Here is a 25765-nt window from a genome sequence, read left to right on the forward strand (position 1 = left end):
TACAGGATCGGTATTGCAATGTATGCGACACAACCCTTCCTGCCTGGATCCCGGATCTTGAAACCGCGGCGGTACCGCATCCTGTTGCTGGCCGAGGTCGCCAATCCGGACATGGTCAGCGTGCCGCTCGTCGCCTGGTCGATCGCGGCGGCGCTGGCAAAGGTCGCGGACGTCCACCTCGTCACCCATGTCCGCAACCGCGATGCGATCGGCGCCCGCGGCTGGCAGGAGGGGCGCGACTTCACGATCATCGATACCGAATGGCTGGTGCGCGGCATCTTCCGAACGGCACGGCTGCTGGGCGCGGGCGAGGAACGCGGCTGGACGATCTTCCAGGCGCTGGCCCCGCTCGGCTGCCTCGCCTTCGAACGGGCGACCTGGGCGCGCTTCGCCGGTGCGCTGCGGGCAGGCGACTACGACCTCGTCCACCGCCTGACGCCGATGAGTCCCACCACGCCGTCGATCCTGGGCCCGCGGCTGAAGGCGATCGGCGTGCCGCTCGTCGTCGGTCCGCTCAACGGCGGCCTGCCCTGGCCCCCCGGCTTCGCGGAGCGCATGCACCGCGAACGCGAAGGGTTGTCGCGACTGCGCGGGCTGCATCGCCTGCTGCCGGGTTACCGCGCGACGCGCCGCGACGCCGCCGCCTTCCTGGCCGGATCGCGCCATACGCTGGGCGAGATTCCGCGCTATGCCCGTCCGCAGAGCGTCTACCTGCCCGAAAACGGGATCGACCCGACCCGGTTCGGCAAGGTGCGCGTCCGGCGTGCGCAGGCGCCCTTGCGCGGGGCGTTCGTCGGCCGGTTGGTGCCCTATAAATGCGCCGATCTGCTCATCCGTGCCGCAGCGGACCTGATCCGTGCCGGCACGCTGACGCTCGACATCATCGGCGACGGGCCGGACCGCGCGATGCTGGACGCGCTCGTCGCGGACCTCGGGCTCGGTGACGGCGTCACGCTGCACGGCACCGTCGCGCATATCCGCGTGCAGGACCTGTTGGTCGATTGCGATCTCCTCGCCTGCCCCAGCATCCGCGAATTTGGCGGCGGCGTGGTGCTGGAGGCGATGGCACTCGGCGTCGCGCCGATCGTCGCCGACTATGGCGGCCCGACCGAATTGGTCGACGACGACACCGGCATCCGCGTGCCGTTCAGCGGCCCGGAGGATCTCGTCACCGGCCTGCGCGAAACGCTGGAGGCACTGGTCCGCGATCCGGCCCGGCTCGATCGCATCGGCTCCGCCGCCGCGGCGCGCGTTGCAGCCCTGTTCACCTGGGACCGAAAGGCGGAACAACTGCTCCGCGTCTACGACTGGGTGCAGGCGCAGGGGCCCCGCCCCGACCTGCTGACCACCCCGCCGGCCGACGCGCCCGCGCCTGCCGAGCCCGCCCCCGCCTCCGCGATCCAGGGCTGACGCGCATGGCCACCGTCGTCATCCTGGTGCTCAGCTTGATCACCTTGCTGCTGCTGCGCGCGGTGCCGGGCGCGATCGGTCGGTCGGCCGGTCCGCATCAGCTGACGCTCGCGCTCGCGCTGCCGGTCGCGGCCAATTTCGGCGGCACCTATACGCTGTTCGCGATCGGGACGATGGGCCTGATGCTGCTCGCCCCCGCGATCACCGGCCGCGGCCTGGAACTGCCGCACGCCGCCGATGTCGCGCTCCGCGCCCGGCTCTACGTCTTCGCACTGCCCATGATGCCGATCCTGACGCGCACCGTCGCCGTGTCCGGCCTTACGCTCGTGCAGATGACATACGTCAACCTGCTGTCGTTCGGGATGGTGATGGCCATGATTCGCGCGGGGCAGAGCCTGCGTACGTCGTCGCTCGCCCGCTGGGATGTGCTGGCCGCGATCATGATCCTGGTCCAGCTGTTCATGAATGCTCGGGGCCAGGATACCGGCTTTGCGGTACGCGCCACGCTCAATGTCCTGATGAACCTCGGCCTGCCCTATCTGATCGTCAGCCGCGCCTGCCTGCGCGCGCGCGCACCCGACATGCTGCTGTTGTCGCTCGTCGTCGCGGGCTGCGTGCTGGCGGTCATGGCGCCTGCGGAATCGGTTCATCACTGGCTGTTCTACGATTCGATGCCGGCGGCGGCGAACGCCGATCCGGAACTGATCTCCGGCTATACCAAGCAGCGCGACGGGCTGCTCCGCGCGCACGTCACCTACGGCGAATCGACCGGCCTTTCGCTGCTGTTCGGCCTGCTGATCGTCATGGTCTTCGCGCTGCGCGATCGGATCGGACCGCGCCGCATCACCGCCGGTCTCGCCTTGTTGCTGTCCGCCGGGCTGCTCTTCACCTTCGCGCGGGTCGGCTACATCGTCGTCGCGCTCGGGCTGCCGGCGTGCGCGGCCTATGAACGGCGCTGGCGTCAGCTTGCCACGCTGCTGCTGGTCCTGCCCGCGCTGATGGGCGTCCTGCTCGTGGCGGCGCGCTATCTCCCGGTGGTCGCCGCCTCGATCGGCATCAGCGACGATGCCGCCGGCTCCGTGGACTATCGCTCGCAACTGCTCACCGCCGGGCTGCAACTGATCCGCGAGAACTGGCTGACCGGCATCAGCATGAAAACGCTGCTGGAGAAGCTCGCCTTCCTCCAGACGGGCGAACAGATCGTCGACCTGGTCAACCAGCCACTCGTCATCTTCATCCAGGCGGGCGTGTTCGGCGGGCTGCTCTATTTCGCGATGTTCGCGGCGGTGCTGGCCGCATTGTTCGCCCGCGGTCCGCGGCTGGACGCCGATGCCCGCGCCGCCGGGGCCGCCTGCTTCGCCGGCCTCATCGGCATGATGGGCAGCCTGACGACCACCAGCTTCGGCCGGAACGAGATCACCTACATCGTGCTGCTCGCCGCGGGGGCCGGCGTCGCCGCGCGCCGTCGCCGCGCGCGGCCGGTGGCGTCAGCCGCCGCCGAACAGCAGGAAATACGCTTCGTTCCCGCCCATGCCCAGCAATAGTCCGACACCGAGCGCCGCCAGCATGAGCAGTTCCTCGCCGATCCGGAACACCCCGATCCGGCCGAGCTCGTACCAGCAGTACAGCATGACCGGGATCTCGATCAGCCCCACCGCGGCGACCAGCCCGATCGGCCCGGCGATCAGGAACCCGGCCGTCCCCATCGCCAGCAGCCAGCCCAGCCGGACGAGGTTCGCGATCAGCAACGTCCGCACCCGCCCCGCGACGATCAGCACCTCGCGCGCGGCATAGTTGTTGAGCGCGAAGGCCGGCGCGATCGACAGGATCTGCATGTACCGCGCCGCATCGGCATAACGCGGATCGTAGAGCAGGTGGATCACCGCCGGCGCCATGGCGATGAACCCGCCCATCGCGACCAGATACAGCAGCATCACCCAGCGCCGCCCGGCATAATAGACCGCGGCCAGCGCATCACTCCCCCGCCGCAGCGCATCGGCATAGGCCGGCAGCAGGACGCGGTTTGGATAAAGCTGCGTAAAAGCGGACGGCGCACCGGACAGGTTCGACGCCAGCACATACAGCCCGAACACCCCGAACGGGACCAGCCGGGACAGCGCGAACTTATCGAAATTCGACAGCAGCACCTGGATCGTGTGCGCCCCCGCGACGGTCCGCCCGAACCGCCACAGCGCGGTCACCTCCGCCCGGTCATAGCCGAACCGCCGCCGCGATCCGGGGAACAGGACGTAGCTCAGCACGGATCGCAGCGCCGTACCGATCAACCCGCCGATCACGATCGCCCAGTAATTGTGTAGCAACAGCGCGAGCAGGATGCCGATCACCGTCTGCGACACCGCGGTCACGATATCGAGCAGGCTCAGCATCGCCAGCCGCTGCCGCCGGATGGCAGACAACGGCGCCAGCGAGGACATCCCCTCGATCACGAACTGGAATGCGGTGACGACGATCACCGCCTGCATCGCCGGCTTGTCGAGCAGCCCGGCGATCGGCCCGGCCAACACGAGCAGGATTAGCGTCAGCAGCGCCGACCGGATCAGCCGCACCGTCCAGACGATGTCGAGCAGCCGCGGCTCGTCCCCGCGCGGGTGCTGGACGATATAGACGCCGAACCCGAAGTCGGAGATCATCCCCATCACGACCAGGATCGCCGCGGTGATCCCCGCCACGCCGAAATCAGCGGGCGACAGCGCGCGCGTCAGGATGATCGTGCTCAGGATACGCAGTGCGTTGGCGGCCACGATCGTGCCCGCGACCATGCTGGTGCCGCTGGTCAGCGCGGTCCGCCACGTCGGCGGGAACGCGGCACTAGCCATGTCGGGACGGCGCCCCCCGCCTGCCCCCGCTCACGCCGCGGCCGGCGTCAGGAGTTCCAGATACCGGTCGGCCGCATGCGCCGTCGTGAACTGCCCCAGCCAGCCGTCGGCAGGCGGAGCCGCGGGCGCGCGTTCCGACAGCACGCGCAGCATCTCGGTCGCCAGCCGGTCGCTGTCGCCGACCGGGATCAGTGTCCCGTACCGCCCACCGGCCAGCGCCTCGGCCGGGCCGGACGGGCAATCGGTGGCGATCACCGGCGTGCCGACCGCCATCGCTTCGATCACCACATTGGCCAGGCTCTCGAAATCGGACGACAGCACCAGCAGCGCGGCCTTCGCCACATAGGCATGCGGATTCGGCGCGAAGCCCGGCATGGCGACATCCTCGTCCAACCCCAGCGTGCGGACCAACGTCTCCAGCATCTCCCGCTCCTGCCCGTCCCCCAGGATCAGCAGCTTCACGGTCCGCGTCGCGCGCACCTGTGCAAACGCGCGGATCAGCATCGCGAAGTTCTTTTGCGGTTCCAGCCGCCCGACCGCGATCACTACCGGCACGTCCGATGCGGTGAACCACGGATGGTCGACCGCCTCGCGCGATTGCGCGATCAGCGCATCGCTCACGATCGGGTTGTAGATGCATTCGATCGATCCCGGATCGATGCGCAGCACGTCGGCCAGGTCGTTCGCCGTCCCGCGGCTGACCGCTACGATCGAATCGGCGTGCGGGTACAGGTAGTGCGCCAGCGGGAAGAACCAGTAGCGCGCCTGCCACGGCCGCGGCGCGGCGCGATCGACCGACGGAAAACAATGTTCGGTCAGCATCAGCCGCAACGGGATTCCCGCCAGCCGCCGCGCCACCACGGCATACAGGTTGGGAAAGCCGAAGCTGGTACACATCATCGCGCGCGGCCGCCGTTCGCGCAGGAACCGGACCAGCTTCACCATCCGCGTCACCGGGTCGCGCGCATCCAGCACGCGGTACGCGATGCCGGGCGGGATCAGTGTGCGGAACGGCGAATAAGGATTGTCCAGGTCGACCAGGATCAACGGCACCAGCCCGCGCGCCTGGAATTCCTCCGCCAGGTTGAACACGACCCGGTCGACCCCGCCATTGTGCAGCTGCCGCGTATAGAAGACGATATCGATGCGACCCGGCGGGCCAAGCTCATCATCGGTCATGCTGCCACTCCGGTCATGCGGGAACGGGGACGGCGGTCGCCGCCTGCGGTGTCTCGATCGCTGGCCGCTGCTCGGCGATCGTCGCGGACAGGATGGCGAGCACCCGCCGCGCCTGTTCGTCCCAGCCCAGCCCGGCCTCTTCCAGATGCCAGCGGGCCGCCGCACCCAGCCGACGGCGCAGCGGCGCGTCGTCGGCCAGCGCCCGCATCGCTGCCGCCAGCCCCTCGACCAATGCATCCTCCGACGCCGGATCGATGAGCAGCGCGCAGTCCGGGCCGGCATATTGCGCGGCACCCGCCCAATCGACACCGATTACGGGCAGGCCGGTGGCCATCGCCTCCATCATCGCCATCCCGCCGCATTCGCGCAGCGACGGCGTCACGAACACGTCGGTCCGGGTCAGCAGATCGACATAGGCCTCGATCGGCAACCGCCCATGCAGCACGACCTGCGCCTCCAGCCCTTCCAGCCGGACCAGCGCGGCGATCGTGTCGAACAACTCCCCGTCGCCGACCAGATCGAGCCGCACGCGCCGCCGCGCTTGCCCGTCGCCTGCACCGTCCCGCGCCAGCAATGCAAAAGCGCGCACCAGATAGCCGATCCCCTTCCAGTCGACGAAGCGGCCGCAGAAGATGAACGACACGACCCCGTCGGGATCGTCCGGCAACGGCGCCCGCTCTTGCCACCGGCGCAGGTCGACCGCGCTTTCCATCTGCATGTAAACGCGCCCACTCGTCCGCGCTGGCAGGGCGGCGCGTGTTCGCTCGTTCGCGACGATCAGCGCGGCGGCGCGGCGCTTGCCGGGAATCAGCCCGTGCAAAACCGCGGACCCCGCCCGCGCCGCCCGGATCATCAGCGTCACGACCGGCCCGTCCAGCGTGCGGAACGCGGGCGGCAACGCCATCCCGCCGCTCATCGGGCCGATCACCACCGGCCGCCCCAGCCCGAACAGCGCGCTGACCGCCTTCGCCGCGATCGGCGTCGGCTGGAACACCACGTCCACTCGCTGCTCCGCGATCAACGCCCTCGCCATGCGCCGCACCCGGAACTGCGTCAGGATCTGGATCAGCTGGTTGACGATCAGGTCCTGCACCCGGTGCGGCAGGAACCGTTCGAACGCGAACAGCCGGCGCTGCAACCACCCGTCCGCCACGAACCGCACCCGCGCGAAGATCACCGGCGGCAGGTCGCGCCGCAGATCCTCGCGCACCCGCTCATGGCAGATGACCTGCACCTCGTGCCCCGCCGCCAGGAACTCGGTCAGATAATGATAGGGCAGGATCGTCTCGCCGCTCAGCCGCAACGAGATGTTCTCCGCGACGAGCAGGATGTGCATCGGCCGGTCGGGCTCGATCGACTCCATCTGCATCCCGCCGTCCTTTTCCTGGTCGTGTCCGCCGTTCGATACCCGCGCCGCCGAACGCTCCGCCAGTTGCGACCAACCTGTGCCGTCGTCCCCCCGCCGGGAAATCCCCACGGGATACGTCGTGGGGCGGCGCCGGTATTCTTCCGTACCGCCCGCTCCGCGATGCTGCCCGGACGCAGGAGTGGCCCCATGAACCGACCCCCATGCCGATCAAGACCGCCTCGGTCGGGACGTCCGTCTTGACCGCGCTGGCCTGGCTGCTGGCCGGCATCGCCGCCTGGCCGATGACCGTGGTGATCGTCGAATGCCTCGCGGGCCTGCGTGACCCCGCCGGCACATTTCCCGACGCCGCCAGCGATCCGCCGCCGTTCGTCGTGCTCGTCCCGGCGCATGACGAAGCGGCCGGCATCGGTCCGGTCCTGACCGCGATCCATGCCGAACTCCGGCCCTGCGACCGGGTCCTGGTCGTCGCCGACAACTGCACGGACGCCACCGCGACAATCGCGCGCGCGGCCGGCGCGGACGTCGTCGAACGCACCGCGCCGGGCCTGCGGGGCAAGGCCTACGCCCTCGCATTCGGGCGCGACCGAATCGCCGCCGATCCGCCGGCGATCGTCCTGCTGGTCGACGCCGATTGCCGGCCTTTGCCCGGGGCGCTGCGCCGGCTGGCGGCCAGCGCCGCGCGGCACGACGCCGCGGTGCAGGGGCGCTACCTGCTCGATCCGCCGGCGACGGCCGGTGCCGCCGTCCGGATCTCCGCCTTCGCGTTCATGGTCCGCAACATGGTGCGCCAGCGCGGGCTCGACCGGATCGCCGGCACGGCACAGCTCCAGGGATCGGGCATGGCGATGCCGTGGCGGATCTTCTCCACCGCCCCGCTCGCCACCGCCTCGCTGGTCGAGGATATGAAGCTCGGGCTCGACCTCGCGCTGTCGGGCGAGACGGTGCGCTTCGCGGACGACGCGCGGTTCCTGGCCGCCACCGCGTCGCTCACCGCGACCGCGACGCAGCGCACCCGGTGGGAACAGGGCATGCTGGCCACCGCCACAGCCTACCTGCCCCGCCTGATCGCCGCCGGCCTCGCACGACGGCCCGCTTTGCTGTTGATCGCCGCGGACCTCAGCGTGCCGCCGCTCGCCCTGCTCGCCGCGCTCGTCGGCGCGACGCTGCTCGTCCTGGGGCTAGTGGGCGTGATCGGCAGTTCGGCGGCACCCTTCCTCTTCCTGCTTACGGTCGGTTGCCTGTTCGCGGGCGTGCTCGCGCTCGTCTGGTCGCGGTTCGGCCGCGCCGTCCTGCCCCCGCGCATGATCGCGGACCTGCTCGGCTACGTCGCCTGGAAACAGCCGATCTACCTCCGCCTGCTCCGCCGTCGCGAGCACAGCTGGATCCGCACGAGTCGCGAGCCATGAACCGAACCCAGCCGCCCAATCCGCCCGTGATCGGCGCCGTCGTCATCGGCCGCAACGAAGCAGCGCGGCTCGGCCGCGCGCTGGCCAGCGTGCGGGACCAGATCGCCACGATAGTCTATGTCGATTCGGGATCGCAGGACGCCAGCCGGGAAATCGCGGCGTCGCTCGGCGTCGATGTCGTCCGGTTGCCGATCGGCTCGGGCTTCACCGCCGCCCGCGCGCGCAATGCCGGGTTCGCCCGCCTGCGGATCCTCCTCCCCGCCGTCGACCTCGTTCAGTTCGTCGACGGAGACTGCGACCTCGAACCCGGCTGGGTCGCCGCCGCCACCGCGTTCCTGCGCGCCGTGCCCGACGCCGCGGTCGTCTGCGGCCGGCGGCGCGAACGCTTCCCGGATGCCAGCCGTTACAACCGGCTGTGCGACCATGAATGGGACACGCGGATCGGCCGGACCGAAAGCTGTGGCGGCGATGCGCTGTTCCGCGCACACGCCTTTGCCGCCGTCGACGGCTTCTGCGACACGCTGATCGCGGGCGAGGAACCCGAACTCTGCCACCGCCTGTCGCGCGCCGGCTGGACGATCCACCGCATCGATCACGCCATGACGCGGCACGATGCGGCGATGACCCGGTTCGGCCAGTGGTGGCAGCGCAATCGGCGCAGCGGCTATGCCCATGCGCAGGCGCTGACGATGCGCGACGGGCTCGACACCCGGCTGCTGCGGATCGTGGCGAGCAACATCTTCTGGTCCACCCCGGTCGGCTGGCCGCTCTGGCCGCTGCTGTGGCTGCGCCTGCTCGTCCGGCGCGGCGCGCTGTATGCGACCTACACGACCATCGGAAAACTGCCGCATCTCCATGGACAGATCGACTATTGGTCCCGACAAAGGCGGCTTATCGAATATAAATGATGGCGCAAGCATGAATGGGCGGATGGTAGAATCCACCACATAATCGACCAACTTGGCGATCTTTGCGGATCGTCCTACCAGACTACATCGATCGTTCGTCAGGATCGATACCGAATACGGGGGGAATGATGATGCGATACTGGTGGGTCACGTCCGTGCCCGTCGCCTGCACGCTGTTGCTCGCGACGCCCGCACCGGCCCGCACCTGCGCCGCCGCCACGCCGGCCTCGCCCGCTATGGCCTGCCGCGCGGATCGCGATCGCGACTCCCGTGACGCCCCTGACGCCGCCGTGACCTGGGGTACCGCGCTGGCCCTCCTCTGTAGTGCCAGCATCGCCGGGGGCCAGGCCGCGCGCCGCCGGTCGGCCCGGGCGGTCCTGTCATGACGCCGGACGGGCTGCCGGACCGGGGCCCCACCTTCCCCGCCCTGCCCGTGCGCGGACCGCGCTGGCGCTGCGTCCTGATCGGGTCGGAAACGCTGCTGATGCGGTGCGGCGACATGCTGATCGCCGCCGGTCACCGGATCGTGGCGGTCGTGAGCGACGCGCCCGCCATCCTTAGCTGGGCGGAGGAGGCCGGCATCGCCGTGACGACGCTGGCGCAGCTCCCGGCGCTCGCCCCGTTCGACTATCTGTTCAGCATCACCAACCTGTCCGTCCTGTCGGCCGAGACGCTCGCATTGCCGCGCCACGCCGCGATCAATTTCCACGACGGCGTCCTGCCCGACTATGCCGGTCTCAATACGCCGGCCTGGGCGCTGCTGAACGGCGAACGGCGTCACGGCGTGACGTGGCACGCGATGACCGCGGAGGTCGACCGCGGCAATATCCTCGTCACGCGATCGTTCGGGATCGAGGTCGGCGAAACCGCCCACTCGCTCAACACGCGCTGCCTCGCCGAGGGGATCGCCAGCTTCGCCGCGCTGATCGACGGCCTTGCCGCCGGAACGATCGCCCCCCGGCCGCAGGACGCCCCACCGACGCGCTACTACAGCCGCGCCGATCGGCCGTTCGCCGCCGCGATGATCCTGTGGGATCGCCCGGCGGACGCCATCGCCGCCATGGTCCGCGCACTCGATTTCGGCGGCCACCGCAACCCGCTCGGCATGCCGAAGACGGCGTTCCGCGGCACGCCGTTGCTGGTGGTGGAGGCGACACCGCTCGCCGATGCCTCCACCGCCGCGCCGGGCACGATCGTCCGCGCCGACCGCACCGCCCTCCATGTCGCGACCGGCACCACCGATCTCGCGCTGGTCCGCATTGCCGGGATCGACGGTCGCATGATCGCGCTGCCCGATGCGATCGACCGGTTCGGGCTGTGCCCCGGCGGCCGGCTCGAACCTGCGACCGATCTTGCGGCGCTGTCGGTTCATGACGCCGCGTGCGCCGGGCATGAACATTGGTGGCGCCGGCGCCTGGCGCAGTCCCGCCCGCCGATGCTGGACCTGTCAACCGGCGAGCCCGCCGAGGAACGCGCCGTCACCGACGATGCGGTCGACGGCCATGCCGACAGCCACCTCCTGCTCGCCGCAGCGGTGGCGTGCCTTGCCCGCGTCGCCGACCGATCCGGGTTCGAAATCGGCTTTTCCGATCCGGTCTTCGCCGCGCAGGACGCGCCCGTCGCCCACTGGGTCGCGCGCCGGTTGCCACTGCGCGTCGATATCGATTGGCAGGCGGGGCTCGGCACGCTGGCCGCCGCGCTCGAAACCGACATCCGCCGCCTCCACCGCCATATCGGCTACGCCATCGACCTCGTCGCACGCAGCCCCGAACTCGCCGGGATCGACACCGACCTGCCCGTCGCGGTGACCCTGGTCGATCGGCTCGACGACGCGGATGCCGATGATAGCGCCACCCTCACGCTCGCAATCCGGACGGATGGCCGGGGTTGCCGCTGGATCCACGATCCTGCCCGGCTCGACATGGCCCTGTTCGCGACGATCCGCTCGGCGTTCCACGCGTTGCTCGCCGCCGGCCACGCCGATCCCGATCGTCCGGTGGCACTCCTCCCGCTGATGGCCGACGCCGACCTGGCCCGGATGGTTCATGGCTGGAACCAGACGGCGGCCCCGTGGCGCGACGATGCCTGCGTCCACCACCTGTTCGCCGAACAGGCCGCACGCACGCCCGACGCGCCGGCGCTGACCTGCGACGGCGTCACGCTGAACTATGCCGATCTGGACGCGCGGGCGAACCGCTTCGCGCGCCACCTCGCGTCACTCGGCGTGGGCCGCGGAACGCTGGTCGGGCTGCACCTCGAACGCTCGCTCGACATGGTTGTCGCGTTGATCGGCATCCACAAGGCGGGCGGCGCCTATGTCCCGCTCGACCCGGCCTACCCCGCCGCCCGGATCGCCCACATGATCGCCGACAGCGCCGCGCCGCTCATCGTCAGCCGCACGACGCTGGCCGCCACGCTACCGCCCGGCCCGGCGCGCGTGCTGTGCGTCGACCAGGACGCGGACGTCATCACGCTGTTGCCCGATACCGCGTTTGACGGCGGCGCGGAGCCCGCCGACCTCGCCTATGTCATCTACACCTCCGGATCGACCGGCCTGCCCAAGGGCGTCATGGTCGAACATCGCAACGTCGCGAACTTCTTCGCCGGCATGGATGCGCTGATCAAACCGGGCGGCGTCTGGCTGGCGGTGACCAGCCTCAGTTTCGACATTTCCGTCCTCGAACTCTGCTGGACGGTCGCCCGCGGCGCGCATGTCGTGATCGCACCGGCCGATGCCGCGACGTCGCGCGCCACCGCCGCCCCCCGCGGGCCGGTCGCGTTCAGCCTGTTCTACTTCGGCAATGCCGACAGCGGCGACGATCCCGATCCCTACCGCCTGCTGCTGGACGGCGCGCGCTTCGCGGACGACCACGGCTTCTCCGCGGTCTGGACGCCGGAACGCCATTTCCATGCGTTCGGCGGGCTCTATCCCAACCCGGCAGTGACCGGCGCGGCGATCGCGGCGATCACCACGCGCGTCGCGATCCGCGGTGGCAGCGTCGTCGTGCCGCTGCATCATCCGCTCCGCGTGGCGGAGGAATGGGCGCTGGTCGACACGCTGTCGCACGGCCGGGCCGGCATCGCCTTTGCCGCCGGGTGGCAGCCCGACGATTTCGTCCTGCGCCCCGATGCCTTTGCGGACCGGCCGGCCGCGCTGATGGCCGGGATCGACGCCGTCCGCGGCCTGTGGCGGGGGGAGCCGCGCAGCTTCCCCGGCCCGCTCGGATCGGACGTCGCGGTGCGCAGCTTCCCGCGCCCGGTGCAACCGGAACTGCCGTTCTGGATCACCACCGCCGGCAACCCGGACAGTTTCGCCGCCGCGGGCCGGGCCGGCGCGTCGGTCCTCACCCATCTGCTCGGCCAGACGGTGGCCGAACTGGCCGACAAGATCGCCACCTACCGCGCCGCATTCGCCGCCGCGGGCCATGCGGGGTCGGGCCAGGTCGCGTTGATGCTCCACAGCTTCGTCGGCGACGATCCCGACGCGGTGCGCGACGCCGTCCGGCAACCGCTGACCGACTATCTGCGAACCTCCACCAACCTGCTCAAATCGTTCGGCTGGTCGTTTCCCGCCTTCCGCCGCCGCCCGGGCATGACCGATACGCAGCCCGATCTCGCCGGACTGGACGATGACGAGATGGCGGCGCTGCTCGATCATGCCTTCACGCGCTATCACGACACCGGCGGCCTGTTCGGCACGCCCGCGCACTGCCTCGCGATGGTCGACCGGGTCCGCGCGGCGGGCGTCGACGAGATTGCGTGCCTGATCGATTTCGGCGTGCCGGCGCAGACCGTGCTCGATCATCTCCCCGCACTCGATCGGCTGCGGCAGCTCGCGATCGATCCGCCACAGCTCGATCAGAGCCCGGTCGCGCTCATGCTCCGGCACGGCGTCACCCATCTCCAGTGTACGCCCTCGCTGGCGCAGATGCTGGTCGCGGACGACGCGGCCGCACCCGCCCTCGCGCGGCTCGACATGATGATGGTGGGGGGCGAGGCGTTCCCCCCCGCGCTCGCCCGCCGGCTCGAAACGCTCGTCGGCGGCACCGTCGTCAACATGTACGGGCCGACCGAAACGACGATCTGGTCCACCACGCACCGGCTCGACGGCACTCCTGGCGCGGTCCCGATCGGCCGCCCGCTCGCCAACCAGGCCTGCTTCGTGCTCGACAGTCGGCAACAGCCGGTACCGCCCGGCATCGCGGGCGAACTGGTCATCGCCGGGGCGGGCGTGGTGCGCGGCTATCTGGGCCGGCCGTCGCTGACCGCGGAACGCTTCGTGCCGTTGCCGTTCCTGGAAGATACGCGCGGCTACCGGACCGGCGATCTTGTCCGGCAACACGCCGATGGCCTGCTCGACTATCTCGGGCGGATCGACAACCAGGTGAAGATCCGCGGCCACCGCATCGAACTGGGCGAGATCGAATCCGTCCTCGCCGCGCACCCCGCCGTGGCGCAGGCCGCCGTCGTCGCGCGGGAAGATACGCCCGGCGACGTCCGGCTGATCGCCTATCATGTCCCCGCCGCCGGGGCCGCGCCGGACGATCTGCGCGCCTACCTCCGCACGCGCCTGCCCGAATTCATGGTTCCGGGCTTCGTGGTCGCGCTGCCGGCGCTGCCCCGCACGCCGAACGGCAAGCTCGACCGCGCGCAGCTGCCGCCGCCCGAACAGGTCCAGCCGGCCGCCCCCGCCGCGTTGGCGGTGCCGATGGAGGGGCTGGAGGCGCGGATCGCGACGGTCTGGCGCGACGTACTCAAACTCGACGCGGTCGGCCGGAACGACAATTTCTTCGACATTGGCGGCCATTCGCTGCTCGCGGTCCAGCTGCACCGCAGTCTGCGCGATCTGGTCGGCCGCCCGCTCGCGCTCACCGATATCTTTCGCTTCCCTACTGTCGCCGCGCTCGCCCGCCACCTGGCGGACGGGGAGGACGACAGCGCGGCCCAGGCGGCGGAGGCGCGCGCGTCCGGGCGGCGCGCCGTCCTGCGCCGTGGCCGCACCGGGGCGCGACCCGCGCTTGCCACCGTGACGAGGGGCTGACCCCATGGACCATGCGACCGATCTCTTCCGCGCCGACGACGGAGCCGCCGACGGCGAAGCCGCAGCGGACACCGCGATCGCGATCGTCGGCATGGCCTGCCGCTTCGCCGGCGCGCGCAACCCCGCGGACTATTGGGCCAATCTGCGCGACGGCGTCGAATCGATCGTCCATTATTCGGACGAGGAACTGCGCGACCGCGGTGTCGATCCGGCGTTGCTGGGCTCCGCCGACTATGTCCGCGCCGGGGCGCCGATCGCGGACATGGACTGTTTCGACGCCGCCTTGTTCGGCCTGTCCCCGCGCGACGCGGCGATCATGGATCCGCAGCACCGCCATTTCCTGGAATGCGCATGGGAGGCGCTGGAGGATGCCGGCCATGTGCCGGCGCGCTTCGACGGCGCGATCGGGGTGTTCGGCGGGTCGGGCCACAACAGCTACCTGGCGAGCAACCTGCTCACCAACCCGTTGCTCGTCCGCGATGTCGGCCGCTTTCTGCTGCGCCATACCGGCAACGACAAGGATTTCCTGACGACGCGCGTCTCCTACCTGCTCGACTTGAAGGGGCCCAGCCTCAACGTCCAGACCGCCTGCTCCACCTCGCTCGTCGCGGTGCACATGGCGGCGCAGAGCCTGCTGACCGGCGAATGCGACATGGCGATCGCGGGCGGCGCGTCGATCGAACTGCCGCACGGTCATGGCTATACCTATGACAAAAGCGGCATCCTCTCGCCCGACGGCCATTGCCGGCCGTTCGATGCGGCGTCCGAAGGGACCGTGTTCGGCAGCGGCGTCGGCATCGTCGTGCTGCGCCGGCTGGCGGATGCAGTGGCGGACGGCGACCATGTCTATGCGGTCATCCGCGGATCGGCGATCAACAACGACGGCGCGGGCAAGGTCGGCTATCTCGCCCCCAGCCTGGACGGTCATGCCCAGGCAGTGACCGAGGCGCTCGCCGTCGCGGGCATATCGGCGGACACGATCGATCATGTCGAGGCGCACGGCACCGGTACGCCGGTCGGCGATCCGATCGAGGTCGCCGCACTGACCCGGGCATTCCGCCGCCACACCGCGCGCACCGGCTATTGCGGGCTCGGATCGGTGAAGGCCAATATCGGCCATACCGATACCGCGGCGGGCGTCGCGGGGCTGATCAAGGTCGCGTTGGCGCTGCACCATGGTCAGATGCCGCCCACACTCAACCACAGCACCGCCAACCCCGGCTGCGACATCGCGCAGACACCGTTCAGCGTCACCACCCGGCTCACCCCCTGGCCGCGCGCCGCGCACGGGCCCCGCCGCGCCGGGATCAGCTCGCTCGGCGTGGGTGGCACGAACGCGCATGTGATCGTTGAGGACGCCCCCGAACGGGCGAAGGGAACCGCGGGTCGCGGGCACCACATCTTCACGCTGTCCGCCCGCTCGGCCTCCGCGCTCGACGCGAACGCCGCGGCGCTGGCCCGTCATCTCGCATCGCACCCCTGCCTCGATCCGGCCGACGTGGCCTACACGCTGTCGATCGGGCGGCAGGCGCTGACGCATCGCCGCGTGATCGTGGCCAACGGGATCGCCGACGCGGCGGACGCGCTCGTCACGCCGGCACGCGTCCATTCGGCGGAGGCAGGCGACGCGCGCCCGGTCGCGTTCCTGTTCTGCGGCGCGGGGTCGCAGCATGTCGGCATGGGGCGCGACCTCTACGAGGCAGAGCCGGTGTTCCGCGACATGGTCGACGCCTGCATCGATCATTGCCGCGCGCTGGATATCGATTTGCGGCGCTGGCTGTTCCCGGCGGTCGACGACATCGAACAGGCCGCCGCCGAACTGAAACGCCCGTCGGTGGCGCTGCCCGCTTTGTTCACCATCCAGGTGGCACTCGCCCGGCTATGGCAGGCCTGGGGCGTCACCCCGTCCGCCATGATCGGCCACAGCTCGGGCGAATATGCCGCCGCGCACCTGGCCGGCGTGATCGGGCTCGAAGACGCGCTCCGCATCGTCGCGACGCGCGGCCGCCTGTTCGAGTCCGTGCCCGGCGGCGCGATGCTGAGCGTCGCGGCCTCGGAAGATGCATTACGCGCGCTGCTGACGCCGGACCTGACCATCGCGGCGATCAACGGCGCGGAGATCTGCGTCGCGTCCGGCCCCGCGCCGTCGATCGACCGGCTGCAGGCGACACTGGCGGCCGCGGAGGTCGAATGCCAACCCGTCGGGATCGACGTCGCCGCGCACTCCGCGATGCTCGATCCGATCCTCGACGCGTTCCGCGCCTGCCTTGCGACCGTCCGGTGGAATGCGCCGACGCGGCGGTTCGCATCGAACCTGACCGGCGATTGGATCACCGCGGACGAGGCGACCGACCCGGAATATTGGGTCCGCCATTTGCGCGAAACGGTCCGCTTCACGGACGGGCTCGCCCGCCTGATGCAGCACCCGGACCAGATCCTGCTCGAGGTCGGGCCCGGCCGCACGCTGTCCAGCCTCGCCCGCCGGCATCCCGCCCGGTCCGCGGACCAGCCGGTGCTGAACGCGATGCGCCACCCGACCGAGGCGGTCGGCGACATGGCGCATCTGCTGACGGTGGCGGGCCGGCTCTGGACGCTGGGCGTCGCGATCGACTGGGATGCCTATTGGTCGCGCGAAACCCGCCTGCGCGTCCCGCTGCCGACCTACAGCTTCGACCGCACCCGCCATTGGATCGAGCCCGGCGCGACCGCAGCGCAGGGACCGCAGCATGACGTAACCGCGCGGCGCCCCGACATCGCCGACTGGTTCTACGCACCCGTCTGGCACCGCAAGCCGCTGCTCCCCGGTGGGGAGCCGACCGACGGACCGGTGCTGCTGTTCCAGGACCGCGAAGGCCTCGGGACCGCGATCGCGGACCGGTTGCGCGCTGGGGGCCGGGTCGTGACGACGGTCCAGACGGGTCGCGTCTTCCGCCGCAACGGACCCGACGGCTTCGTCCTGCCGGCCGGCGACAGAACCGCCTACGACCTGCTCGTCGCCGCCCTCGCCGCCGATGGCCGCCTGCCAACCGAGATCTTCCACTGCTGGCTGGTGACCGGGCAAACACCCGCGCGCTCCGACCGCCGGCAGATCGATGGCACCCAGCAAACCGGCTTCTACAGCCTGCTCTTCCTCGTCCAGGCGCTGGCTGAGGCGGGAAGCGGGCCGGTGGCCATCGCCGCGATCTCGGACGGGATCCAGCGGGTCTGCGACGAACGGCTGCTCGCCCCGACAAAGGCGACGATCCTCGGCCTCTGCCGCACCGTCTCGGCCGAATATCCCGACATCCGCATCCGCAGCGTCGACGTCGTCCTGCCCGCGCAGGCCGGCGCGCGCGACCTGCTCGCCGCCGCGCTGATCGCCGAAAACCATGCGGCCGACACCGCCGCCACCATCGCGTACCGTGCAGGTGAGCGTTGGGTGCAGTCGTTCGATCCCGCCCCGCCCGCCGCGGTTCCGGGGCCCGCGCTCCACCCGCGCACGCGCGGCACCTACCTGATCACCGGCGGCCTCGGCGGGCTCGGTCTCGCGCTGGCACGACATCTCGCCGCCACGGTGCAGGCGCGGATCGCGCTGCTGTCGCGCACCGCGCTGCCCCCGCGGGATCAGTGGGACGGCGTGCTGGCGCAGGACCCGGACGATCGCGACGCAACCGTCATCCGCCGCATCCTGGCGGTCGAGGCGGCCGGCGGCGACGTGCTGGTCGTCACCGCCGACGTCGCCGATGCGCAGGCGTTGCGCCGCGCGGTCGCGCTTGTCCGCGACCGGTTCGGGGCGATCGACGGCGTCTTCCACGCCGCCGGTGTGCTCGACGACGGCGTCATCCAGTCCAAGACGATGGCGTCGGCGTCCGCAGTCATCGCCCCCAAACTGGCCGGCACCCTTGCGCTGGAGGCCGCACTCGCCGCCGATCCGCCGCGCTTCCTGCTGCTGTTCTCGTCGGTCAGCGCCTTCGCCGGCCTGCCGGGGCAGGCCGATTACGCCGCCGGCAACGCCTTCCTGGACGCCTACGCCCAGTCCCGCCGCGACGACGAGCGCACCCGCGTGATGGCGGTCGGCTGGAGCCGCTGGTCCGACGTCGGCATGGCGGCGATCACGCGCCCCGACACGGCCGGCCCGCCCGAACCGATTGGTGCGGGCGTGCCAGTCGACCATCCCTTCCTCGATATGCAGCACGACCTCCCCGACGGCGGCCTGCTCGTCACCGCACGGATCGGCCCCGCTACGCACTGGCTGCTCGACGAACATCGCCTGGCCGACGGCAGCGCGCTGATCCCAGGCACCGGCTTCCTCGAACTGGTCCGCGCAGCCGTCGCACCCGCCGCCGCTGGCGCACTCCAGCTGACCGACGCCGCGTTCCTCGCGCCGTTCGCGGTCGGTGCAGGCGAGACGCGCGACCTACGTATCCATATCGCGCCGATGCAGGCGGGGGCTGCGGTCCCGTTCGCCCTATACGGCCGCGCCACCTCGTCTCCGGACGCAGGCTGGACCGTTCACGCCCGCGGCACGATCGGGCACGATACGGATGCCGCGCCCGCGCCGATCGACATCGACGCCGTCGTGCGGCGTTGCGCCGAACCCGTCCGTGCCGCCGCCATTCCCGCCCCGCATCTGCGGTTCGGTCCGCGCTGGGATGCCATCCGTGACGCGCGCCGCGGCCCGGACGAGGCGTTGCTGTCGCTCCGGCTCGCCGACGCCTTCCATGCCGATCTCGACCGCGTGCTGCTGCACCCGGCGCTGCTCGACATGGCGTCGGCCGGTGCGCAGTGGCTGATCCCCGGCCATGATCCCGCCCGCGATTTCCTCGCCCCCATGCGCTGGGGCCGGTTGCGGATCCTCGGGGCCCTGCCCGCCGACATCGTCGCGCACGTCCGCCTGCGCCCGACCGAACCGGACGCGGCGCTCGCGATCTTCGACGTCACGGTCTGCGATCCGGCCGGCACCGTCCTGATCGACGCCAGCGGCTTCACCATGATCCGCGTACGCGACGCGACGCTGCTCGCCTCGCCCACGCCGGTCGCGCGTCCGATCGTGCCGGCCGAAGCGGCGCCCGCCATGTCGCTGACCGCACAGGAGGGGATGGCCGTCATCGACCGCATCCTGGCCGCCGGTCCCGCCGCGCACCTCGTCGTCTCGCCCGTCGATCTCTATCCCGCGGTGGCCAGCCTCCACGCCGCGCTCGCCCCGCGCGCCAAGGCCCCCCGCACCGACGCCGTCGATGCGCCGCGCACCGCGACCGAACAGGCGATCGCCGGCCTCTGGTGCGACATGCTCGGACTGGACAATGTCGGGCGGTCCGACGATTTCTTCGATCTGGGTGGCCATTCGCTGCTGGCGGTCCAGTTCATCAATCGGTTGCGCAAGCAGACCGGCATGGTCCTGCCGCTCGCCGCCCTCCTCCAGGGTCCGACGATCGCGCACCTGGCAACCCTGCTCGATCCCGCCGCACCCGACAGCGCGGATGTCGACACGCCCTCGCTGGCCGCGGTCACCAGCCTCGACGCGGTCCGGTTGGTCAGCGACGCCGCGCCCGCCCGCCGCGCACCCGATCTGATCGCGATCCGCCCCGGCGATCCGCGGTCCGCGCTGTTCATCGTGCATGACGGGCTCGGCGAAACGTTGCTCTACCGCTCGCTCGCCTACCGGCTTGCGGCGGGCCAGGCGGTGTTCGGCATCGAACCCGCGCGGCGGGCGGACGGCAGCGTCGGCTATGTCAGCATCCCGGACATGGCCGCGGACTATGTCGCACGCGTCCGCCGGCAACAGCCCGACGGCCCCTATCTGATCGCCGGGCTATGCGCGGGCGGCGTCATCGCATTCGAAATGGCGCGCCAGTTGCAGGATGCGGGCGCCACGGTGGCGATGGTCGCGATCTTCGATGCCGCCGACGTCGAAGCCGACATGCGGCGCTTCTACGTCATGCGTGCGCGGATCGATCGGCTCCGCCACCTGATGCAATCCGCGCGCGGCACGTCGCCCGTCGCGATCGCCACGGTCGGATCGCAATTGGTCCGCAAGGCGGGCAACACGCTGGCGTGGGAGGTACGATCCCGCATCGAACGCCGCCGTCAGTTGCGCTCGGTCACGCAGGCTCCAAATGCCTCGCTACCGGACGGCGCAACACCCGCCGGGCCCGACCTCGCCTTCCTCCAGCTTTACGAACTGGCGCACCGCGCGCACCGGCCGACCGGGCTGTTCAGCGGCGGCGATGTCCTGCTGTTCAAGGCGTCGGGGCCGGGCGTGGACGAGGAGGACGAACCGTTCGCCGAACGCTACGCCGATCGATTGCTGGGCTGGGGCAAGCGGGTGGAGGACGACATCATCCTGATCCCGGTCCCCGGCGGGCATTTCACGCTGCTGCGCGAACCGCATGTCACCGTGGTCGCCGAACGGTTGCAGGACGCGATCGACGCGGCGCTGCGCCGCGCCACACCGTCGACGGATTCGGCGCCCGCGGTTCCGCCCGTGGCCACGCTCGCGGCCGTGTCATGACGCCATCATCCACGCCGGCCACCATGCTCGCGGTGATCGTGAACTACCGCACCGCGGACCTCGTGATCGATTGCCTCGAAAGCCTGGTGGCGGAGGTTGCCGCCATCCCGGGGCTCAGCGTCTGCGTGGTCGACAACGCGTCGAACGACGGCTCTGACGAACGGATCGCCGCCGCGATCGCCGCGAACGGGTGGCATGGCTGGGCCACGTTGATCGCGGCGCCGACCAATGGCGGGTTCGCGGCCGGCAACAATGTCGCGATCCGCCCCGCGCTGACCAGCGCCAACCCGCCCGATCTCTGCTGGCTGCTCAATCCCGACACGCGCGTTCAGCCGGGCGCGACTGCCGCGATCCTGGATTTCTTCGCCGATCACCCGGCCGTCGGCATCGCCGGCACCGCGCTGGTCGAGGAGGACGGCAGCCCATGGCATTACGCCTTCCGCTTCCACAGCGTGCTGAGCGAGCTTGAACGCGGCGCGCGGCTGGGCCCGGTGTCGCGCCTGCTGTCGCACCGCGCCGTGCTCCGCCCGATGGGCGATCGCATCCAGCCGGTGGACTGGGTGTCCGGGGCCAGCATGATCGTCCGTCGCGGCGTGTTCGAGATGATCGGCCTCATGGATGAACGCTACTTCCTCTATTATGAGGAAACCGATTTCTGTCGCCGCGCCGCCCGCGCCGGCTGGCCGACCTGCTACCTGCCGCAGGCGTCGGTCATGCACATCGCCGGGCAGAGCACGGGATTGACCGGGCCGCGCCCCGCGCTCCGCCGCGTACCGGACTATTGGTTCGAATCACGCCGGCGCTATTTCCTCCGCCATCACGGGCGCGCCTATGCCGCGCTGGCTGATGCGGCGTGGCTGGCCGGGCATGTCGGCTGGCGGCTAAGGCGCTGGCTGTTCCGCCGGCCCGATCCCGATCCGCCCCGGCTGATCCGCGATTTTCTGCGCCATTCGGCCTTGTTCCCGCGCGCCGCCGGCATGCTCGACGCGCGTATCTCTTGACGGACGCCTGCACGGCGATCGGCGGCGTTCCCGGGCCACTGTCACTCTGGCTGGTCGATCTGACCGTCGAACCCGATCGGCGGCTGGTCGTTCGGCTTTCCGATACGGAACGGGATCGCGCGGCCCGCTTCCTTCGCTCGGTGCCACGCCAGCGTTATCTGGCGGCGCATTGCGCGCTGCGGCAGCTGGTCGAACAACATTGCCATGTTCCGGCTGCGACGCAGCGATATCACCGGACTCACGCCGGACAATGGCACTGCGACGGCCTGTCCGGCTGGCACCTCAGCCTCAGCTATGCCGGCGATGTCGGGCTGATCGGGCTGGGGCAGCACGGCGCGATCGGCATCGACCTCGAAACCGACCGACCCATTGGCAACGTCGCCGGCCTGGTCCGCAGTTATTGCTCGCGCCCGGAACGGATCGCCTTCGCACGGCTGCAACGCGCCGATCGCAACGCCGCTTTCCTGCGCGCCTGGACCCGGAAGGAGGCGTGCGCGAAGGCGCTCGGCCGCGGCCTCTCGATCCCGCTGGCCGAACTGGATTGCGGGATCGACGGAGCCCACCGCGCCCTCGCCTATCGCGACCAACGGATCGACGTCGGCTCGTTCCGGCCGGCCGCCGGGCTCGTCGCCGCATGGGCGCAGCTCCGCTGATCGCGCGTCAGTAAGCCGATCGCTGACCCAACACCGTCAACGCCGTCCGCGCCAGGATGTAGACGTCGAACCAGATCGACCAGTTGTTCACATAATGCATGTCATGTTCCAGCCGCCGGATCAGCTGGTCCGTCGTCGCCGTCTCGCCCCGCCAGCCGCACACCTGCGCCCAGCCGGTCAATCCGGGCTTCACCTTGTGCCGGTCCGCATAGGTCGCCACGACCTCGCCGAACGGCACCCCGCCCGCCCGCGTCGCGGGGGCATGGGGGCGCGGCCCGACCAGCGACATCTGACCGATCAGCACGTTGATCAGCTGCGGCAGTTCATCGAGGCTCGTGCGCCGCAGGAACCCACCGACCCGCGTCACACGCGGATCGCGTCGGCCGGCCTGCACGATCGGGGCTGCGCCGGCCTGGACATACATCGTCCGGAATTTCAGGATGTGGAACGGGCGGCAGTTCAGCCCCTCGCGCAACTGGCGGAACAGCACCGGCCCGCCGCTGTCCAGCCGGATCGCCACCGCCACCGCCAGCATCAGCGGCGCACACAGGATCAGCGCCACCAACGCCAGCGTCCGGTCCATCACCGCCTTCTGAAACCGCTGTCCTGGCGTCAGCGGCCGTTCGCCGACGGTCAGGAACCGCAACCGGGCCTGCGCGGTCGCCGATCGCCCGGCCGGCACCAGCGGTCCGCGATCGGGCAACAACAGGATGTCGACCGGCGTCGCCGACAGGGCGCGCACGATCGCGTCGATCCGCGTCTCGTCCGCCCACGGCATCGTCAGGAACACGCGGTCGATCGCGCCCGCCCGGATCATCCGCACCAGATCCGCGACGCCGCCCAGATATGGCAGGGGCAGCCCCGCCGCCACGTCCGCCGTCACCGGCCGATCATCGAAAAACCCGACCAGCGGCATCGCCAGCCCGTCGCTCCGCGTTAAATGGTCTGCAAACGCGACGCCCTGCCGTCCCGTCCCGACCACCGCGGCGCGGCCCTGGAACAGCCCGGCACGCTTCAACTGGCGCGCGACCTGCAACCCGAACATCCGTCCGGCGACGATCGCGATCGATCCAGTCGCGAACCACAGCACCAGGCCCCGCCATGGCAGCGCGATCTGCGCGTCGAACGCATGGCCCAGCGTCGCCAGCGCCAGCACCGTTGCCACCCACGCGTTCAGCACGCGCGGCAACGCCCGCCGCACCAGCAGCAGGGCGTCCGTATCGTAACCGCCCGTCGCCTGCGCGATGCCGCTGTGGCACGCGATCGCGACCGGGACGACGCCCCAGAGCGGCAAGCGCCACGCGTCGCACACCAGCGCGGCAAGCATGATGGCGGTGAGATCGACCAGCCACGTCGCGACCGCGACAAGCTGGAACGGCAAGGCGCGGCCCAGCCGGGCAACCGCCGGCGACGACACGGCGGCGGGCGCGATCATGCGCGCGTCGGCCGCCGCCACATCGGCCGATCCCACCGGATCGACCGCCCGCAGTTCTACCGGTTCCGCGTAGCCGACTGCGGCGTCAGCCACCGACCACCAGCGCGAGCGGCCGTTCGGCGGCCTGCACCGGCAACAACCCCTCGCGGATGACGTGCGCGATCATGTGTGCGCGGTTGCGCGTCCGCGTCTTCAGCCGGACATTCTCGATATGCCGTTCGACGGTGCATGGTGCGATCTCCAGCTCCAGCGCCGTTTCCTTTGCGGACATCCCGCAGGCGACCAGCCGCAAGACCTGCGCCTCACGTCCGGTCAGCCGCGTCAGTTCACTGACTTGTCGTGCCATTATCTATCCCCCCTGTTTGCGGCCTGCCCGAGTCCCCCGGCCGTGTTGGTAGGACCAGTATGAGGATATTCAGACTAACGTCGCATGCGCATTCGGGTAGGTCCGTCGGGGTTAGCGCTCCCAACAGGGCACCGGCGGCGGCGCAACACTTGCTACAGTATGTCGTTTTCCAGTGCGAACGCGACCATATGAGCGCGATTACGCGTCCGCGTCTTCAGGCGGACATGGTCGATGTGCCGTTCCACGGTGCGCGGCGCGATATCGAGCTGCTTGGCGATCTCCTTGGCGGAAAGACCCCGTGCGACGGCTTTCAGGACTTCCAGTTCGCGCGTCGTCAGCCAGGACAGCAGGTCCTCGGGCGTCGGGTTCACGGGCCCCGCCTCGCCGGTCGCCCGGTCCGTGGCGGAGCGAGCGGAACGCCCCGTTCAGCCCGCGGCACGGACGAGAACCGGTCCGGGCTTCGACACCGGGATCGGCACGTTGGTGGCCAGCCTTGGCACCTGGAGACCGCCATGCGCGCCGTAGATCGCCGCCTGCGTCCGGTTCGCGACCCCCAGCTTGCGCAGGATCGCCTTCACATGCACCTTCACGGTGGATTCGGAGATATCAAGCCGGCGCGAAATGATCTTGTTGGACCAGCCGGTGATCAGGCAGCCGAGGATCTCCTGCTCGCGGAGCGACAGGTTGGCGCTTTCCAGCAGGTGCCGCGCATGATCGCGCTTCGGCCAGTCGTGGTAGCGCTGCAACGTGTCGGCAAGGTGCGACGGCATCACCTTCTCCCCCATCGCCACCAGCCGCAGCGACTGGACCAGCGGCGCAAACGGCATCGCGCGGCAGATATAGCCGTGGACGCCCGCGCGAAAGGCGCTGGCCATCGCCTCGAACTCGAACGTCTCGCTCAGGATGACAAGCTTCACGTCGGGAAACCGGCCGCGCAGCACCCGCACGCCGGCCGCATCGTCGGCCGCCACGCGACCGTCCACCACGATCAGCAGATCGTCGTCATTGTCCCCCGACAGTTGGTCGAGATCCCCGACAGACTGCGTCACATCGAAATTCTTCTCGGCCAGGATATGGCGGAGCCCTTCACGCACGATCGAATCAGGACCCAGTAACGCGACCTTGAACGACTGTTGCACGGCGAGCTCCTATTTGGTTCTACGCAAAGCCGAATTTCTTCGGTTGGCGGAAGATCCGGGGCTTCCGCAGGGGTCACGAACTCACATCGCGGACTGTCCGCGCGCGCAGCGCATATCACGAAAGATCGTTAACAGAAAATTCACAATGTTAATCAACGCAAGATCGCGGGCGTGTATTTCGTACAACTTGTCTTGAGCCTCCCGACCGGAATCGGTCCGGTTAGTATGCGTCTGGCACGAACGGTCACGAAAGCGCGACGAAACGACTCGACGTTCCTTCCAGCTTTTCCAGCGAACAGTGGGAACGGACTACCGCCGACGTGGCACAATCCGCGACCGGTTGAAGCTATGGGAGCATCCCATCGTCACCCCGCGCACAAGACGGGGTCGAACCGCCACAATCATGTCGTCGTCGCGGCAAAATGGTACAGCACCGGTTCGACGAAAGGTTGAGACCGCTTCGGTGTCGTCCCGATTAGGCGACGCCTACCCGCACGACTATCCACCTGTTCCCGTGGTGCTTTCGTGCCATTTGCCGGCATGTGATCGGT

Annotated in this window: 16 protein-coding genes; 8 read left to right on the top strand and 8 right to left on the bottom strand. The window is 70.1% G+C overall.

Annotated elements, in window-relative coordinates:
* Nucleotides 1–57: 57 nt before the first annotated feature.
* Both ACFSGX_RS17485 and ACFSGX_RS17490 read left to right on the top strand, forming a co-directional pair.
* Entirely contained in the window at nt 58–1410 is a 1353-nt protein-coding gene (locus tag ACFSGX_RS17485) for a glycosyltransferase family 4 protein (RefSeq protein WP_380931576.1), read from the top strand.
* Nucleotides 1411–1415: 5 nt separating this feature from the next.
* Complete coding sequence (locus ACFSGX_RS17490; protein WP_380931577.1) at nt 1416–2954, top strand: O-antigen ligase family protein; 1539 nt, start codon at nt 1416–1418, stop codon at nt 2952–2954.
* Here the strand turns inward: ACFSGX_RS17490 and ACFSGX_RS17495 are convergent.
* Genes ACFSGX_RS17495 through ACFSGX_RS17505 form a run of 3 tightly spaced genes read right to left on the bottom strand, consistent with a single transcriptional unit; the run spans nt 2898 to nt 6795 of the window.
* A complete protein-coding gene (locus ACFSGX_RS17495) occupies nt 2898–4247 on the bottom strand; it encodes an oligosaccharide flippase family protein (protein WP_380931578.1) in 1350 nt (449 codons plus the stop codon). The two genes, ACFSGX_RS17490 and ACFSGX_RS17495, sit on opposite strands and share 57 nt — an antisense overlap.
* A gap of 30 nt (nt 4248–4277) precedes the next feature.
* Nucleotides 4278–5426 carry a glycosyltransferase gene (locus ACFSGX_RS17500; RefSeq protein ID WP_380931579.1) on the bottom strand — a complete coding sequence of 383 codons (1149 nt, stop codon included), beginning with the start codon at nt 5424–5426 and terminating at the stop codon, nt 4278–4280.
* A gap of 13 nt (nt 5427–5439) precedes the next feature.
* On the bottom strand, nt 5440–6795 hold the full coding sequence (locus ACFSGX_RS17505) for a glycosyltransferase family 4 protein (protein ID WP_380931580.1): 1356 nt from the start codon (nt 6793–6795) through the stop codon (nt 5440–5442).
* 200 nt (nt 6796–6995) lie between these two features.
* Here ACFSGX_RS17505 and ACFSGX_RS17510 point away from each other — a divergent pair, with 200 nt between their 5' ends.
* Both ACFSGX_RS17510 and ACFSGX_RS17515 read left to right on the top strand, forming a co-directional pair.
* Entirely contained in the window at nt 6996–8201 is a 1206-nt protein-coding gene (locus ACFSGX_RS17510; protein ID WP_380931581.1) for a glycosyltransferase family 2 protein, read from the top strand.
* Complete coding sequence (locus tag ACFSGX_RS17515) at nt 8198–9109, top strand: glycosyltransferase family 2 protein (RefSeq protein WP_380931582.1); 912 nt, start codon at nt 8198–8200, stop codon at nt 9107–9109. Before ACFSGX_RS17510 ends, ACFSGX_RS17515 begins: the two co-directional genes overlap by 4 nt.
* Nucleotides 9110–9191: 82 nt before the next feature.
* Here ACFSGX_RS17515 and ACFSGX_RS17520 read toward each other — a convergent pair whose 3' ends face one another.
* Nucleotides 9192–9329 (bottom strand): hypothetical protein, encoded by a 138-nt coding sequence (locus ACFSGX_RS17520; RefSeq protein WP_380931583.1) that lies wholly within the window; start codon nt 9327–9329, stop codon nt 9192–9194.
* Between the two features lie 162 nt (nt 9330–9491).
* Here ACFSGX_RS17520 and ACFSGX_RS17525 point away from each other — a divergent pair, with 162 nt between their 5' ends.
* The 4 genes from ACFSGX_RS17525 to ACFSGX_RS17540 are packed head-to-tail and all read left to right on the top strand — an operon-like array spanning nt 9492 to nt 22294.
* Entirely contained in the window at nt 9492–14150 is a 4659-nt protein-coding gene (locus tag ACFSGX_RS17525; RefSeq protein ID WP_380931584.1) for a MupA/Atu3671 family FMN-dependent luciferase-like monooxygenase, read from the top strand.
* Nucleotides 14151–14154: 4 nt separating this feature from the next.
* Nucleotides 14155–20640 (top strand): SDR family oxidoreductase, encoded by a 6486-nt coding sequence (locus ACFSGX_RS17530; protein ID WP_380931585.1) that lies wholly within the window; start codon nt 14155–14157, stop codon nt 20638–20640.
* Nucleotides 20637–21641 carry a glycosyltransferase family 2 protein gene (locus ACFSGX_RS17535; protein WP_380931586.1) on the top strand — a complete coding sequence of 335 codons (1005 nt, stop codon included), beginning with the start codon at nt 20637–20639 and terminating at the stop codon, nt 21639–21641. Before ACFSGX_RS17530 ends, ACFSGX_RS17535 begins: the two co-directional genes overlap by 4 nt.
* Complete coding sequence (locus ACFSGX_RS17540; RefSeq protein WP_380931587.1) at nt 21638–22294, top strand: 4'-phosphopantetheinyl transferase family protein; 657 nt, start codon at nt 21638–21640, stop codon at nt 22292–22294. The genes ACFSGX_RS17535 and ACFSGX_RS17540 overlap by 4 nt, the downstream gene beginning before the upstream one ends.
* 7 nt (nt 22295–22301) lie before the next feature.
* Here ACFSGX_RS17540 and ACFSGX_RS17545 read toward each other — a convergent pair whose 3' ends face one another.
* The 4 genes from ACFSGX_RS17545 to ACFSGX_RS17560 all read right to left on the bottom strand — a co-directional run bounded on the left by ACFSGX_RS17545 (nt 22302) and on the right by ACFSGX_RS17560 (nt 25214).
* Nucleotides 22302–23822: an undecaprenyl-phosphate glucose phosphotransferase gene (locus tag ACFSGX_RS17545; RefSeq protein ID WP_380931588.1), complete on the bottom strand. Its 1521-nt coding sequence runs from the start codon at nt 23820–23822 to the stop codon at nt 22302–22304.
* A complete protein-coding gene (locus ACFSGX_RS17550) occupies nt 23815–24075 on the bottom strand; it encodes a helix-turn-helix domain-containing protein (RefSeq protein ID WP_157176134.1) in 261 nt (86 codons plus the stop codon). Before ACFSGX_RS17550 ends, ACFSGX_RS17545 begins: the two co-directional genes overlap by 8 nt.
* A gap of 152 nt (nt 24076–24227) precedes the next feature.
* Nucleotides 24228–24446, bottom strand: a complete 219-nt coding sequence (locus ACFSGX_RS17555; RefSeq protein ID WP_380931589.1) for a response regulator transcription factor — start codon at nt 24444–24446, stop codon at nt 24228–24230.
* 54 nt (nt 24447–24500) lie between these two features.
* Complete coding sequence (locus ACFSGX_RS17560) at nt 24501–25214, bottom strand: LuxR C-terminal-related transcriptional regulator (RefSeq protein ID WP_380931590.1); 714 nt, start codon at nt 25212–25214, stop codon at nt 24501–24503.
* Nucleotides 25215–25765 lie beyond the last annotated feature (551 nt).

The organism is Sphingomonas arantia (assembly GCF_042682045.1).
Lineage (GTDB): Bacteria > Pseudomonadota > Alphaproteobacteria > Sphingomonadales > Sphingomonadaceae > Sphingomonas_R > Sphingomonas_R arantia.